The sequence below is a fragment of the Nocardioides sp. NPDC087217 genome, assembly GCF_044744805.1.
Lineage (GTDB): Bacteria > Actinomycetota > Actinomycetes > Propionibacteriales > Nocardioidaceae > Nocardioides.
Genome location: NZ_JBIUZB010000004.1, coordinates 501,233 through 515,206 on the forward strand (window position 1 = coordinate 501,233; position 13,974 = coordinate 515,206).

Here is a 13,974-nt window from a genome sequence, read left to right on the forward strand (position 1 = left end):
CATGTCCGACGATTCCGGCATCAAGAACATCGCTCGCGGTGCCCGCGACGCCGCCCGTACGCGTGCCTCGCTGGTGCGCCGCATCGAGGCGCTCGAGGCCGAGGTGCAGGAGCAGCGTCAGCTCAACCGGCGCGTCGCCGAGCTGACCGACGTGGTCGCTGAGCTTCTCATCCCGCTGCAGGACGCCGACAAGGAGAAGGTGGAGCAGGTCCTCGCGGCCTACCGCGCACGGATCTGACCCCTTCTGGTCTGATCACCCCAGGGCGTCGAGCGCCTGCCTGAGATCTGCGAGCCGGTTTCCGAGGCGGCGGCGGGCATCGCCGCCGATGCCGATGTCACCGACGGCGTCGAGATCGGCCACGGCCTCCTCCACCCCGGCGAGTCGGGACCGGAGGTCGGTGACGACGTCGACGTCGACCCGACCGGGCTGAGCGGCTCGCTCGTCCAGGGACCGGCGCAGCAGGTCGGCCTGGGTGCTGAGCTTGCGGCTGGCGTGCCACAGGTCGACGAAGACCTGCACCTTCGCCCGCAGCAGCCACGGGTCGAACGGCTTGGCGAGGAAGTCGGCGGCGCCGGTCGCGTAGCCGCGATAGGCGAGGTGGGTGTCGAAGTCGTTGGCGGTCAGGAAGATGATCGGGACGTCCTTGGTGCGTTCGCGCGCCTTGATGCGGGTGGCCGTCTCGAAGCCGTCCATCCCCGGCATCTGCGCGTCGAGCAGGATCAGCGCGAAGTCGTCGTGGAGCAGGGCGCGGAGTGCGTCCTCGCCGGACCCCGCACGGACGAGGGTCTGGTCGAGCGAGCCGAGGATGGCCTCGAGCGCGACCAGGTTGGCGGCATGGTCGTCGACGAGGAGGATCTTCGCGGTCCCCTGCCGTTCGCTCATACCGCCGCCTCCGTAGTGAAAAGCAGAGAGTACGGAAGCGGCGGCCTGAGGCCTGCTGTCGCTCGCTGGCGCTCGCTCATGACAACCACAACCGGAACAGCGAGAGCAGGTCGGCGACGTCGACCGGCTTGGTGATGTACTCCGAGGCGCCGGCGGCGAGGCTGTCCTCGCGGTCACCGGTCATCGCCTTCGCGGTCAGCGCGATCATCGGCAGGCTCTTGAACTGCGGGATGTCCCGGATCAGGCGCATCGCGGTCAGGCCGTCCATGCCCGGCATCATGATGTCCATCAGCACCAGATCGACACCAGGCTCCCGCTGGAGCGCCTCGATCCCGGCCTCCCCGGACTCCGCATAGATCACGTCGATGCCGTGCTGCTCGAGCGCGCTGGTGAGCGCGAAGACGTTGCGTACGTCGTCGTCGACGATCAGGATCCTGCGACCCACGAACTGGCCGTTCGGATCGGCCGGCTCGGGGACGTACGTCCTGGGGGGCTGCGCCCCTGGACGGCCCAGCAGCACGCTCACGTCGTCGATCGCCTCCTCGGTGGTTGCCGGCGTCTTGAGGGTCATCGCCTGGGCGTACCTGTCCAGGCGGCTCTGTTGGGCCTTGGTCACCTCGCCGACCCGGCTCAGCACGACAGGGATGTTCTTGGTGCGCTTGTGGGTGCGCATCCAGCGGAGCACGTCGAAACCACCGTCCGCCAGCGGAAGATCCAGCACCACACAGTCGACGTCGCGGTCGGCCAGGACCGCCTGAGCCTCCTCGGGCGATGTGCCGAAGACCGTCTCGACCTCGTCGACCGAGCCGAACAGGGCCTCCACGACGGCGCTGGTGCCGGGACCGGACTCGTCGCTGCCGCCGCTGAGGACCAGCAGGACCTGGTCGGGTCTCCTGTCGGTCGCACTCTGCTCGTCGACAGCAGGCGTCGGTGGCTGCGCCTCGATCGTCCCGGAGCTGATCCTGGGGACGTACAGCGTGAAGGAGCTGCCGTGTCCGGGGTCGCTCTTGACCTGGATCTCGCCGCCGATCAGGTGGGCGACCTCGCGGCTGATCGACAGGCCGAGGCCGGTGCCGCCGAACTTGCGGCTGATCGTGCCGTCGGCCTGCTGGAACGCCTCGAAGATGACCTTCAGCTTCTCCGGCGGGATGCCGATGCCGGTGTCGACCACCGAGAACGCCAGCACCGCGTCGGCCTGCTGCAGGCCGGGTGTGGAGAAGCGCTCGCCGGAGGCGTTGCGGATCAGCAGCCGGACGCCGCCGCCGTCGGTGAACTTCACCGCGTTGGAGAGCAGGTTGCGCAGCACCTGCTGCAGCCGATGCTGGTCCGAACGCAGCACGCGGGGCACGTCGGGGTCGACGCTGACGATGAAGTCGAGGTCCTTCTCGGCGGTCAGCGGCCGGAAGGTCGCCTCGACGTACTCGACCACCGAGGTCACCGCGACGTCGGTGACGTGGACGTCCATCTTCCCCGCCTCGACCTTGGACAGGTCGAGGATGTCGTTGATCAGCTGGAGGAGATCGGTGCCGGCACCGTGGATGGTGCGGGAGTACTCCACCTGGCGGGAGTTGAGGTTGCCGTCGACGTTGTCGGAGAGCAGCCGCGCCAGGATGAGCAGCGAGTTGAGCGGTGTGCGCAGCTCGTGCGACATGTTGGCCAGGAACTCGGACTTGTAGCGAGACGAGAGGGCGAGCTGCTCGGCGCGCTCCTCCAGACCGCGCCGGGCATCCTCGATCTCGAGGTTCTTGATCTCGATCGCCTGGTTCTGGTCGGCGAGCTGGCGAGCCTTCTCCTCGAGGGCCGCGTTGGTCTGCTGCAGCTCCACCTGCTGACGCTCGCCCTCGTCCTGCTTGTCCTGCAGCTCGGCGGCGAGACGCTGCGACTCGACCAGCAGCTCCTCGGTGCGGGAGCTGGCCATGATCGCGTTGAGCGAGACCCCGATCGACTCCGCGAGCTGCTCGAGGAACTGCATGTGGACGGCGCTGAAGGGCCGGAACGAGGCCAGCTCGACGACACCGATCACCTTCTCCTCGAACGCCACCGGGAGCACCACGATCGAGGTCGGTGCCGCCGACCCGTGGCCCGAGGAGATCCGCAGGAAGTCGGCCGGTACGTCGCGGACGATGATCGGCTGGCGGTCGTAGGCAGCCTGCCCGACCAGGCCCTCGCCGACGGCGAAGACGTCGGGGACGTCAGCGCTCGGCTGGTAGCCGTAGGAGGCGATCCGGCGCAGGACCTTCGGTCCGACGTGCTCGGAGGACTGGTCGGTGAGGAAGATCGAGCCCTGTTGCGCCCCGACGAGCGGGGTGAGTTCGGAGACGATCAGCCGGGCGACCTCGAGCAGGTCGCGCCCGCCCTGCATGTGGCCGGTGAACCGGGCCAGGTTGGTCTTGAGCCAGTCCTGGTCCTCGTTGGCCCTGGTGGTCTCCCGCAGCGAGTCGATCATCTCGTTGAGGTTGTCCTTCAGGTCGGCCACCTCGCCGGCGGCCCCGACGGTGATCTGCCGGCTCAGGTCGCCCTGGGTCACCGCCGCGGAGACCTCGGCGATCGCGCGGAGCTGGGTGGTCAGCGTGCTCGCGAGCTGGTTGACGTTCTCGGTGAGCCCGCGCCAGGTGCCGGAGACGTCGGCGACCTCGGCCTGGCCGCCGAGCTTGCCCTCGGTGCCGACCTCGCGGGCCACACGGGTGACCTCGTCGGCGAAGGAGGAGAGCTGGTCGACCATGGTGTTGACCGTGGACTTGAGCTCGAGGATCTCGCCGCGGGCGTCGACGGTGATCTTCTGGGTCAGGTCGCCGCGGGCGACGGCGGTGGTGACCTGGGCGATGTTGCGGACCTGGGAGGTCAGGTTGGAGGCCATCGAGTTGACCGAGTCGGTGAGGTCCTTCCAGGTGCCGGCCACGCCGCGTACGTGTGCCTGACCGCCCAGTGATCCCTCGGTGCCGACCTCGCGGGCGACACGGGTGACCTCGTCCGCGAAGGTACGCAGCGTGTCGACCATCGCGTTCAGGGTGCCGGCCAGGGCGGCGACCTCACCGCGGGCCTCGATGGAGATCTTCTGCGACAGGTCGCCCTGCGAGACCGCCTTGGAGACCTGGGCGATGCTGCGGACCTGGTTGGTCAGGTTGGAGGCCATCGAGTTCACCGAGACGGTCAGGTCGCGCCAGGTGCCGGCGACGCCCGGCACCTGGGCCTGGCCACCGAGCGCGCCCTCGGTGCCGACCTCGCGGGCAACCCGGGTGACCTCGTCGGCGAACGAGCCGAGCTGGTCGACCATGGTGTTGATGGTCGACTTGAGCTCGAGGATCTCGCCCCGGGCGTCGACGGTGATCTTCTGGGTCAGGTCGCCACGGGCCACCGCGGTGGTGACCTGGGCGATGTTGCGGACCTGGGAGGTCAGGTTGGAGGCCATCGAGTTGACCGAGTCGGTGAGGTCCTTCCAGGTGCCGGAGACGTCGTGCACGTCGGCCTGGCCGCCGAGCTTGCCCTCGGTGCCGACCTCGCGGGCGACGCGGGTGACCTCGGCCGCGAAGGAGGAGAGCTGGTCGACCATGGTGTTGATGGTCGACTTGAGCTCGAGGATCTCGCCGCGGGCGTCGACGGTGATCTGCCGGCTCAGGTCGCCACGGGCCACCGCTGTCGTCACCTGGGCGATGTTGCGGACCTGGGCGGTCAGCGTGCCGGCCATGAAGTTCACCGAGTCGGTCAGGTCGCGCCAGGTGCCGGAGACGCCCGGCACCGCTGCCTGGCCGCCGAGCTGACCCTCGCCGCCGACCTCGCGGGCGACGCGGGTGACCTCGTCGGCGAAGGCGGAGAGCTGGTCAACCATGGTGTTGACGGTGGTCTTGAGCTCGGCGAGCTCGCCGCGTACGTCGACGGTGATCTTCTGGGACAGGTCGCCGCCCGCGACCGCGGTGGTGACCTGGGCGATGTTGCGGACCTGGTTGGTCAGGTTGGTCGCCATCGAGTTGACGGAGTCGGTGAGGTCCTTCCAGCGACCGCCGACGCCCGGCACCTCGGCCTGGCCGCCCAGCATGCCTTCGGTGCCGACCTCGCGGGCGACACGCGTCACCTCGTCGGCGAAGGCGGAGAGCTGGTCGACCATGGTGTTGACGGTGGTCTTGAGCTCGTAGAGCTCGCCGCGTACGTCGACGGTGATCTTCTGGGACAGGTCGCCGCCGGCCACCGCGGTGGTGACCTGGGCGATGTCGCGGACCTGGTTGGTCAGGTTGCTCGCCATCGAGTTCACCGAGTCGGTGAGGTCCTTCCACCGGCCGGCGACACCGGGAACCTCGGCCTGGCCTCCGAGGATGCCCTCGGTGCCGACCTCGCGGGCGACACGGGTGACCTCGTCGGCGAAGGTCTGCAGGGTGGCGGTCATCGAGTTGAGCGTCTCGGCGAGCTCGGCGACCTCACCGCGCGCGGTGACGGTGATCTGCTGCGACAGGTCGCCGCGGGCGACGGCCTTGGCGACCGAGGAGATCCCGCGTACCTGGGAGGTCAGGTTGGAGGCCATCGTGTTGACCGAGTCGGTGAGGTCGCGCCAGGTGCCGGAGACGCCGCGCACGTCGGCCTGGCCGCCGAGACGGCCTTCGGTGCCGACCTCGCGGGCGACACGGGTGACCTCGGCGGCGAACGAGGACAGCTGGCCGACCATCCGGTCGACGGTGTCCTTGAGCTGCGCCATCTCGCCGGAGACCTCGATGGTGACCGTGCGGGACAGGTCGCCGTTGGCGACGGCGGTGGTGACCTCGGCGATGTCGCGGACCTGGGCGGTCAGCCGCGAGGACATCGTGTTGACCGCGTCGACGAGGTCGCGCCAGGTGCCGGAGGCGTTCCGCACCCGGGCGCGGCCACCGAGCTTGCCCTCGGTGCCGACCTCGCGGGTGACCCTGGCGATCTCCTCGGTGATCGTGGCGAGCTGGGCGACCAGGCCGTTCACGCTCTTGGCGACCAGCAGCGGGTCGCCCTTGAGGGCGCGGCTGCCGTGGCGTACGTCCATCGTCTGGGTGAGGTCGCCCGCGGAGACCGCCGCGACGACCCGGGCGACGTCGGCGGTGGGGCGTGCCAGGTCGGCGACCAGCTTGTTGGCGTCCTCGACGGCACCGGCCCAGGCACCGCCGCCGATGCTCGGCCGGAGCCGCTCGTCGTGGTGGCCGTCGCGGCCCGCCTCGCGACGTACGCGCGCGATCTCGCCGGTCAGGTGGTTCAGCCGTTCGGCGATCTCGTTGTGGATGGACGCCAGATCACCGAGGGGCCCGTCGACCGGCTCCAGCCGGCCGGTGAAGACGCCGTCGCGCATCGCAGCCATCGCGTCCTTGAGCTGGCGCAGCGTGACCTGATCGACCGTCACCTGCTCGGGCAGCATGGTCGACCTCGATGAGTCCACCGATGAGGACATCCCTGCCTCCTCTCGCGCTGAGACATGCGTCTGCTGAAGTGTCGCACTCCGCGGCTCACCGTGGCTCACAAATGGTCGTTCACCACCGATTCTGGTAATTCCTTGACCTACCTGCCGGTACCTTGCCGTGATCAGTGCCATACCGGCGCCAAACGGGTGCACAATCGGCGGTGGTCATGAGCACCGGAGTCAAGACGCACTCGCGCACCTTCGAGCCGGCAGCGACGTCGGTCTCCGAAGCGCGCCGTTTCGCGCGCTCGGTGCTGGTCGAGTGGGGCCTCGACGACCTCCTCGACGACGTGGTCCTGCTGACCAGCGAGCTGGTGACCAACGCCGTGACCCACGCCGGCACGCCCATGACCGTGGCGGTCGTACGCGAGGAGGACCGACTCCGCATCGACGTCTTCGACCAGCACCCGACCCGGGTGCTCCCGGTCGGTGCGAACGCCCGGCCCGGGGCCGGCGAGCACGGGCGTGGGCTGCTCATCACCTCGGCGCTGGCGACGGCCTGGGGCGTGGAGTACCGCCGGGACCACAAGCGGGTGTGGGCCGCGTTCGCGCTCGTGGAGGCGACCCTCGACGCGGATTCGCCCAACGGGGGAGTCCCGGAGGGCAAGGACGTACGCCGCCGCGAGAGCGTGGCCACGCCCGGCCGGGATCCGCTGGGACTGAGCGGGCTCGCCCTCAACCAGCTCGCGCTCGCCGACATCCTCGACCTCGTGGTGGAGCAGACCCGGGAGCGATTCGACGCCGATGCTGCGTACCTCCTGCTCGAGGACGAGATGGAGGACCGGTTCGTGGTGGCCGCGACGAGCGGGGAGGCTACGCCGATCGAGGGGAGGAGCGTGCGCCGTGGCGAGGCCGGCGCGCCGAGCCTCAGGGCCTCGTTCCGTCCGCTGGCGATCGGCGACCTGCGGGCAACGCCGGTCGAGCTGCTCCGAGAGCTCGAGCTGCGCTCGCTGGTGACCGCACCGGTGGCCTTCGAGGGCCGGGTGATCGGCACGTTGGCGGTCGCGAAGAAGGAGTCGGGCGGCTTCGCCACCGAGGACGGCGCCGAGCTGCAGAGGGTGGCGGACTGGGCCGCGCCGAGCGTCGACCGGGCGTCCACGCGGGCTGCCGACAGCGAGCGCCGGGCATGGCTGACGTTCCAGAGCGAGGCCAGCGTGATGCTGGCCGCGTCGCTGGACCTGGAGACGACGACCGCGATGACCGGGCAGATCGTGGTGCCGCGGCTGGCGACGTGGTGCGGCATCTACCTCAACGACGTGCGTGACCATCCTCGGCTCCAGTTCGCCTGGCACGCCGACGAGCACCAGCTCGACGCGGTGCGGGACGCGTTGGCGGAGGCGGAGCCGGAAGGCCCCGAGGCTCCAGCCGAGCCCGATGTCGAGGGTGAGGTCGCGATCCTTCCGCTGGAGGCGCGCAACCGGATCATCGGCTGGCTCACCCTCGGGCGGCCGGCCGGTGAGCCGCTGCGTCGCGAGCGCCTGATGGTGGCGGAGGCGGTGGCCCGCCGGGCGGCACTGGCCATCGACAACGCCCGGGCCCACACCGAGCTCCAGGAGATCGGCCGCTCCCTGCAGCGCAGCCTGCTGCCGGCCGTCCTGCCGGAGATCCCGGGTGTCGACATCGGGGTCGGCTACGAGCCGACCGGCGAGTTCAACGAAGCCGGCGGCGACTTCTACGACATCTTCGCGCTCGGCGCCGGGCGCTGGGGTTTCATGGTGGGCGACGTGTGCGGCGTCGGGCCGGAGGCGGCCGCGGTCGCCGGGATGTCGCGGCACACCGTGCGCGCGCTGATGCGGGCCGGCATCCCGATCGCGCCGACCCTGGAGCGGCTCAATGCCGCGATCAGCGACGAAGGCCTGCGGGGCAGGTTCATCACGCTGGTGTGCGGCACGCTCGAGGTCACCTCCGCGTCCCGCTTCCGGGTGCGGCTCGTCTGTGCTGGCCATCCGCCGCCGTTCCTGGTCACCCGTGCCCGGCCCGGCGTCTCCGCCCGACGGGTGGGCCGGTCGCAGGCTCTTCTCGGGGTGCTCGATGCGGTCGACTACATCGAGGAGGAGGTGACGGTGGAGCGGGGCGACCGGCTCGTCGTCGTCACCGACGGTGTCCTCGAGCGGCGCGCCGGGGACACGATGTTCGAGGAGGCCGGGGTCGAGGCCGTCCTCGCCACGGGCATCGACGTCGGAGCGCAGGTCGTCGCCGACCGGCTGCTGCGGGCGGTCGCCGACTTCTCCGCCGCGCCGCCCTCCGACGACATGGCCGTCCTCGTCCTCGACCTGGGCAGGGGCGCGGTTTCCTAGGGCGCGCTGAACTCCTCGTGACCGAGCACCGCGAGCAGCCGGATCTTCTCCTCCGCCTCGCTGCCGGGCACCGGCGTCAGCACCAGCAGGGCCTGGCCCTGGTCCTGGGTGGACAGCACCTGGCAGTCGACGTCGATGCGGCCGACCTGCGGGTGCAGCAGCGTCTTGTGGTCCTCGTAGCGGTGGGTGACCTCGTGCCGTTCCCATAGCTCGCGGAACTCCTCGGACCTGTCGAGCAGGAGACGCACGAGCTCGCCGGCGCGGGACTTCTCGCCGAGTGCCCCGTAGGCCATCCGCAGGCTCGCCACGAGACCCCGGCCGTGCGTCTCGTGGTAGTCCGGCGGGTAGACGCCCCGCGTCGAGGGGTCGGTGAACCAGCGGTAGGCCTCGCAGCGGTCCCAGCCGGTCAGCGCCACCCGGTCCCCGAAGATCGTGGTCGCTAGCCGGTTGGCGACCAGCGTCTCGCCTAGCGCGGACATGATCATCGCCGGAGTGTCCTCGAGCCGGTCCAGCACGCGCAGCAGCGCCGGGGCGACGTGGCCGTCCTCGAACGTACGCCGCGGGGCGTTGTGTCCGGCCAGCCGGTAGAGGTGGTCGCGCTCGTCGACGGTCAGGCGCAGCGCCCGGGCGAGCGCGGAGAGCATCTGCTCGGAGGGCTGCGGGCCGCGCTGCTGCTCGAGGCGTACGTAGTAGTCGGTCGACATCCCGGTCAGCGCGGCTACCTCCTCACGGCGCAGGCCCGGCGTGCGCCGGCGCGGTCCGGCGACCAGCCCGACGTCCTGAGGGCGGAGCGCCTCACGGCGGCGTCGGAGGAAGTCGGCGAGGGAGGCGCGGTCCATGGCATCCATGATGCGGGGTGGGATCGTACGCAGCCAGGGACCGCCGATCCCACGATCACCAGGTCTCTCCCGCAGACGGAGCCGCCGCCGCAGGGTGGAGCCATGAACATCACCGGAAACACCATCTTCATCCCCGGCGCGACCTCCGGGATCGGCCTCGCTCTCGCCCTGCGCCTCAAGGAGCGCGGCAACACCGTCATCATCGGCGGCAGGCGTACGTCGCTGCTCTCCGAGCTCGCCCAGGTGCACGGCTTCGAGACCGTCCGCATCGACACCGCCGACGCCGCCTCGATCGCGGAGGCGACCGCCGACGTGGTCAGCCGCTTCCCGGACCTGAACATGCTCGTCGCGATGGCCGGGATCATGCGCCCTGAGGACTGGACCACGCGAGGCTTCCTCGCCGATGCCGAGGAGACCGTGGTGACCAATCTGCTCGGTCCGATCCGGCTCATCGACGCGCTGGTGCCGCAGCTGCGCGAGCGTCCCGGCGCCACGATCCTCACCGTCTCCTCGGGGCTGGCCCACACGCCGCTGCGGTTCACGCCCACCTACAACGCCACGAAGGCAGCGATCCACCAGCTCTCCGAGTCGATCCGGATGCAGCTGGAGCCGATCGGGATCCAGGTCACCGAGCTCGTCCCGCCGGCGGTCCGCACGGCCCTGATGCCGGGCCACGAGAGCTCCGAGCACGCGATGCCGCTCGAGGCGTACGTCGACGAGGTGATGGCGCTGCTCGAGGCCGATCCGGAGGCGCACGAGGTGCTCGTGGAGCAGGTCAAGCTGCTGCGCTACGCCGAGGTTCGCGGCGACTACGACCAGATCATCGGGATCCTCAACGCGGCCGAGGAACGGGTCCGCTGACCCCGGATCGGCGGCCGGGCCCGGCGGCCTAGACTGAGCCAACATGAGCGAGCTCACCGTGATCGTGCTGGCCGCCGGTGGCGGCACCCGGATGAAGTCCAAGACTCCCAAGATGCTCCACCAGATCGCGGGCCGGAGTCTCGTGGGCCATGTCCTGGCCGCGGTCTCGGAGGCCGGGGCGTCCCGTGTCGTCGCGGTCGTGGGACACCAGCGCGAGCTGGTCGAGCCCCACATCGCCGAGATCCTGCCCGAGGCCGTGATCGCGGTCCAGACCGAGCAGCTCGGCACGGCGCACGCCGTGCGGGTGGCGGTCGAGGCCGGCGCGGTGTCCGGCGGGACGGTCCTGGTGACGTACGGCGACACACCCCTGCTGCGCGGTGAGTCGCTGCGTGCGCTGGTGGCCGACCACGAGGCCGCCGGCCGGGCCGCGACGATCCTGAGCGGGATCGTCCCGGAGCCCTTCGGCTACGGCCGGATCCTGCGTGGAGACGCAGGGGTCACCGGGATCGTCGAGGAGAAGGACGCGAGCGACGAAGAGCGGGCGATCAACGAGATCAACTCGGGGATCATCGCCTTCGACGGGGGCTTCCTGGCCTCGGTGCTTCCGCGGATCGGCAACGACAACGCGAAGAAGGAGTTCTACCTCACCGACGCGATCGCGCTGGCGGTCTCGGACGGGCTGGGGGTGGACGCGTTCGTCCTCGACGACGTCAGCGAGGCCGAGGGTGCCAACGACCGGGCCCAGCTCGCCGCGCTCGGGAAGATCCTCAACGATCGGATCGTGACCCGGTGGATGAAGGACGGGGTCACCGTGATGGACCCGGCCACGACCTGGATCGACGCCGACGTCGAGCTCGCGCCCGACGTCACCATCCTGCCCGGCACCCAGCTCATCGGTGCCACCCGGATCGACGAGGACGCGGTGGTCGGTCCCGACTGCACGCTGAAGGACACCGAGGTCGGCCACGGCGCCCGGGTGGTGCGTACGCAGGCAGAGCTCGCCGTCGTCGGACCCGGTGCCAACGTCGGGCCGTTCTCCTACCTGCGCCCGGGCACGGTGCTCGGCGAGGAGGGCAAGATCGGCGGCTTCGTCGAGGTCAAGAATTCGACCATCGGGCCCGGCGCCAAGGTGCCGCACCTGTCCTACGTCGGCGACGCGACGATCGGCGAGGGCACCAACATCGGGGCCGGCACGATCTTCGCCAACTACGACGGCGTCAACAAGCACAAGACCCGGATCGGGCGCCACGTGAAGTCGGGGTCAGGTGTGACCTTTGTCGCCCCGGTGGTCGTCGGAGATGGCGCGACGACCGGTGGCGAGGCCCTCATCCGGGAGGACGTTCCGCCCGGTGCGCTGGCCGTCTCCGCAGGTCAGCAGCGGATCATCGAAGGGTGGGCGCTGGCGAAGAGGGCAGGCACGGCGCAGGCGGCCGCGGCCGAGGAGGCACTCGAGTCGGGCGTACCCATCCTCGGTGAACCCTCGGCGACAGGCGAGTGACCCCCGGGGTTGGGTCCGGCAGCGAAGTTGATGGAGAATCCAAGTGCAGTGACCCCGGGGGTAGGAGCCAGCACATGACCAAGCGCACCACCGAGAAGCAGTTGATGCTCTTCAGCGGCCGGGCTCACCCGGTCCTCGCCGAGGAGGTCGCCGACCTTCTGGGAACGAAGCTGACGCCGACCTCGGCCTACGACTTCGCCAACTCCGAGATCTACGTACGCTACGAGGAGTCGGTGCGCGGTTCGGACGCGTTCGTCATCCAGTCGCACACGGCGCCGATCAACCAGTGGCTCATGGAGCACCTGATCATGGTCGACGCCCTCAAGCGCGCCTCGGCCAAGCGGATCACCGTCGTGATGCCGTTCTGGGGCTACTCCCGCCAGGACAAGAAGCACCGCGGCCGCGAGCCGATCTCGGCCCGTCTGGTCGCCGACATGTTCAAGACCGCGGGCGCCGACCGGATCATCTCCGTCGACCTCCACGCCGACCAGCTCCAGGGCTACTTCGACGGTCCCGTCGACCACCTGATGGCGCTGCCGCTGTTGACCGACTACATCAAGGACAAGTACGGCAACCAGCCGCTCGCCGTCGTCTCTCCCGACGCCGGTCGGATCAAGGTCGCCGAGCGCTGGGCGGCCCGGCTCGGTGGTGCGCCGCTGGCGTTCATCCACAAGACCCGCGACATCAACCGGCCCAACGAGACCGTCGCCAACCGCGTCGTGGGTGAGGTCAAGGACCGCATCTGCATCCTGACCGACGACATGATCGACACCGGTGGCACGATCGTGAAGGCCGCGGACGCGCTCATGGCCGACGGCGCCGCCGGCGTGATCATCTGCGCCACCCACGCGATCCTCTCCGACCCCGCCGTCGACCGGCTGAAGAACTCCTCCGCGCTCGAGGTCGTCATCACCAACACGCTGCCGGTGCCGGAGGAGAAGCAGTTCGACAAGCTCACCACGCTCTCCATCGCTCCCATGGTCGCCCGTGCGATCCGCGAGGTCTTCGAGGACGGCTCGGTGACCTCGATGTTCGACGGCCACGCCTGACGCTGGTCTTTCGTGGCGGGCGACTTCGAGCTCACGATCGACGAGCTCCGGGTCGTCGCCCGCTACGTCGCGGAGACCGCTGCCGAGGTCCTTCCCTTGTTCGAGGCGGCCTGTCCCGACGATCCTCGACCGAGGCTGGCGCTGGATGCGGCCTGGGAGTTCGTCGGTGGTGCAAGGCGTACGAAGCTCCAGCGCGTCACGTCCCTGGACGCCCATCGGGCGGCCAAGGAGGCCCCTTCTGAGGCGGCTCGGCTGGCCGCCCGAAGCGCCGGCGATGCCGCGTCGGCCGCTTACCTCCATCCGCTCGCCGACGCTGCTCAGGTCGGGCACATCCTGCGTGCGGCAGCCAGCGTCGCCCGGATCGCGGAGATCTCCGAGCCTGGGGCTGCCGTGGCGTCCCTGGACCGTGCGGTCGAGCGTGCGAGCCCGGTGCTGCTCGACGTACTCGCGCGCTATCCGGTCGTGCCGGCCGGCAAGAACCGTGTCGCGGAGCTCATGAGTGTCCTCGACAGCCGACTGCGAGCGTCCGGCTGACGACGGGTCCCGCGCTCACGGTGCGACGAACCGCGCCTCGGTCTCGTCGGAGAGGGCGGCGTCGATCCGCGCCCGGAGCTCCGGAGGCATCTCCGGGAGCTCGTCCACGCGGAACCAGCCGACATCCGCGGACTCGTCATCGGCGACGTACGCCTCGCCCGAGCGCCATGTGCAGCTGAACGTGAGGTCCATGTAGACCGCACGATCCCCGTTGGGGTAGACGATCGGGCTCGTCGCGCCCGCCGATGCCAGCCGGTCGACCACGATGTCCACCCCGGTCTCCTCCTTCGCCTCGCGTACTGCTGCCGTCGCCGGCTGTTCGCCGGGGTCGACGATCCCGGTGATCGGTGTCCATCTCAGGTTGTCTGCGCGCTGCACCAGGAGGTTCTCGTCGTCTCTGCGTACTACTGCTGTTACGCCGGGGAGCCAGAGCAGCTCTGTACCTATCTTCTGGCGGAGGGCGACGATGAAGTCTGGGATCGGCACGTTTCTCACGGTAGCCGGGGGTTCATCGGGGTTGGGGTGGGCCGCCGACCCGTTTTCGAGGGTCTTCTCGACGAACCCCGGAGTCAAGGACGGCCTGCGGCCGCCGGCTTCGCCGGCCGC

The 13,974-nt window shown here is 70.0% G+C and carries 10 protein-coding genes; 6 read left to right on the plus strand and 4 right to left on the minus strand.

The features are described 5' to 3' along the window. The first annotated feature begins 1 nt into the window (after nucleotide 1). A complete protein-coding gene (locus ACIO3S_RS20610) occupies nucleotides 2-238 on the plus strand; it encodes a DUF6752 domain-containing protein (protein ID WP_160027198.1) in 237 nt (78 codons plus the stop codon). 15 nt (nucleotides 239-253) lie between these two features. Here ACIO3S_RS20610 and ACIO3S_RS20615 read toward each other — a convergent pair whose 3' ends face one another. Further along, nucleotides 254-883: a two-component system response regulator gene (locus ACIO3S_RS20615; protein ID WP_400467523.1), complete on the minus strand. Its 630-nt coding sequence runs from the start codon at nucleotides 881-883 to the stop codon at nucleotides 254-256. 76 nt (nucleotides 884-959) lie between these two features. Further along, the gene (locus tag ACIO3S_RS20620) at nucleotides 960-6,281 is read right to left on the minus strand and encodes a HAMP domain-containing protein (RefSeq protein WP_400467525.1); all 5,322 of its coding nucleotides are present in this window, start codon (nucleotides 6,279-6,281) and stop codon (nucleotides 960-962) included. A 176-nt stretch (nucleotides 6,282-6,457) separates the two neighbouring features. Here ACIO3S_RS20620 and ACIO3S_RS20625 point away from each other — a divergent pair, with 176 nt between their 5' ends. Beyond that, on the plus strand, nucleotides 6,458-8,587 hold the full coding sequence (locus ACIO3S_RS20625) for a SpoIIE family protein phosphatase (RefSeq protein WP_400467527.1): 2,130 nt from the start codon (nucleotides 6,458-6,460) through the stop codon (nucleotides 8,585-8,587). Here the strand turns inward: ACIO3S_RS20625 and ACIO3S_RS20630 are convergent. Continuing rightward, a complete protein-coding gene (locus tag ACIO3S_RS20630; RefSeq protein WP_400467529.1) occupies nucleotides 8,584-9,426 on the minus strand; it encodes a helix-turn-helix transcriptional regulator in 843 nt (280 codons plus the stop codon). The genes ACIO3S_RS20625 and ACIO3S_RS20630 overlap by 4 nt on opposite strands. A 102-nt stretch (nucleotides 9,427-9,528) precedes the next feature. Between ACIO3S_RS20630 and ACIO3S_RS20635 the strand changes: the two genes are divergently transcribed. From ACIO3S_RS20635 to ACIO3S_RS20650, 4 genes are all read left to right on the plus strand, one after another. Next, a complete protein-coding gene (locus tag ACIO3S_RS20635) occupies nucleotides 9,529-10,287 on the plus strand; it encodes an SDR family oxidoreductase (protein ID WP_400467531.1) in 759 nt (252 codons plus the stop codon). Nucleotides 10,288-10,330: 43 nt separating this feature from the next. After that, nucleotides 10,331-11,785, plus strand: a complete 1,455-nt coding sequence (glmU, locus tag ACIO3S_RS20640; protein ID WP_400467533.1) for a bifunctional UDP-N-acetylglucosamine diphosphorylase/glucosamine-1-phosphate N-acetyltransferase GlmU — start codon at nucleotides 10,331-10,333, stop codon at nucleotides 11,783-11,785. Between the two features lie 74 nt (nucleotides 11,786-11,859). Next, nucleotides 11,860-12,834: a ribose-phosphate diphosphokinase gene (locus ACIO3S_RS20645; protein ID WP_378885702.1), complete on the plus strand. Its 975-nt coding sequence runs from the start codon at nucleotides 11,860-11,862 to the stop codon at nucleotides 12,832-12,834. A 12-nt stretch (nucleotides 12,835-12,846) separates the two neighbouring features. Next, nucleotides 12,847-13,368 carry a putative immunity protein gene (locus ACIO3S_RS20650; protein ID WP_400467535.1) on the plus strand — a complete coding sequence of 174 codons (522 nt, stop codon included), beginning with the start codon at nucleotides 12,847-12,849 and terminating at the stop codon, nucleotides 13,366-13,368. 15 nt (nucleotides 13,369-13,383) lie between these two features. On the opposite strand, the gene ACIO3S_RS20655 is transcribed toward ACIO3S_RS20650, so the two are convergent. Next, nucleotides 13,384-13,974, minus strand: a 591-nt coding sequence (locus ACIO3S_RS20655; protein ID WP_400467537.1) for an NUDIX hydrolase, incomplete at its 5' end; no start/stop codon positions are given.

What these genes read in the sequence shown, in the direction of transcription:
- ACIO3S_RS20610 (WP_160027198.1), top strand. Translation starts at nt 2, where the DNA reads ATGTCCGACGATTCCGGCATCAAGAACATCGCTCGCGGTGCCCGCGAC.
- ACIO3S_RS20615 (WP_400467523.1), bottom strand. Translation starts at nt 883, where the DNA reads ATGAGCGAACGGCAGGGGACCGCGAAGATCCTCCTCGTCGACGACCAT.
- ACIO3S_RS20620 (WP_400467525.1), bottom strand. Translation starts at nt 6,281, where the DNA reads ATGTCCTCATCGGTGGACTCATCGAGGTCGACCATGCTGCCCGAGCAG.
- ACIO3S_RS20625 (WP_400467527.1), top strand. Translation starts at nt 6,458, where the DNA reads ATGAGCACCGGAGTCAAGACGCACTCGCGCACCTTCGAGCCGGCAGCG.
- ACIO3S_RS20630 (WP_400467529.1), bottom strand. Translation starts at nt 9,426, where the DNA reads ATGGACCGCGCCTCCCTCGCCGACTTCCTCCGACGCCGCCGTGAGGCG.
- ACIO3S_RS20635 (WP_400467531.1), top strand. Translation starts at nt 9,529, where the DNA reads ATGAACATCACCGGAAACACCATCTTCATCCCCGGCGCGACCTCCGGG.
- glmU (WP_400467533.1), top strand. Translation starts at nt 10,331, where the DNA reads ATGAGCGAGCTCACCGTGATCGTGCTGGCCGCCGGTGGCGGCACCCGG.
- ACIO3S_RS20645 (WP_378885702.1), top strand. Translation starts at nt 11,860, where the DNA reads ATGACCAAGCGCACCACCGAGAAGCAGTTGATGCTCTTCAGCGGCCGG.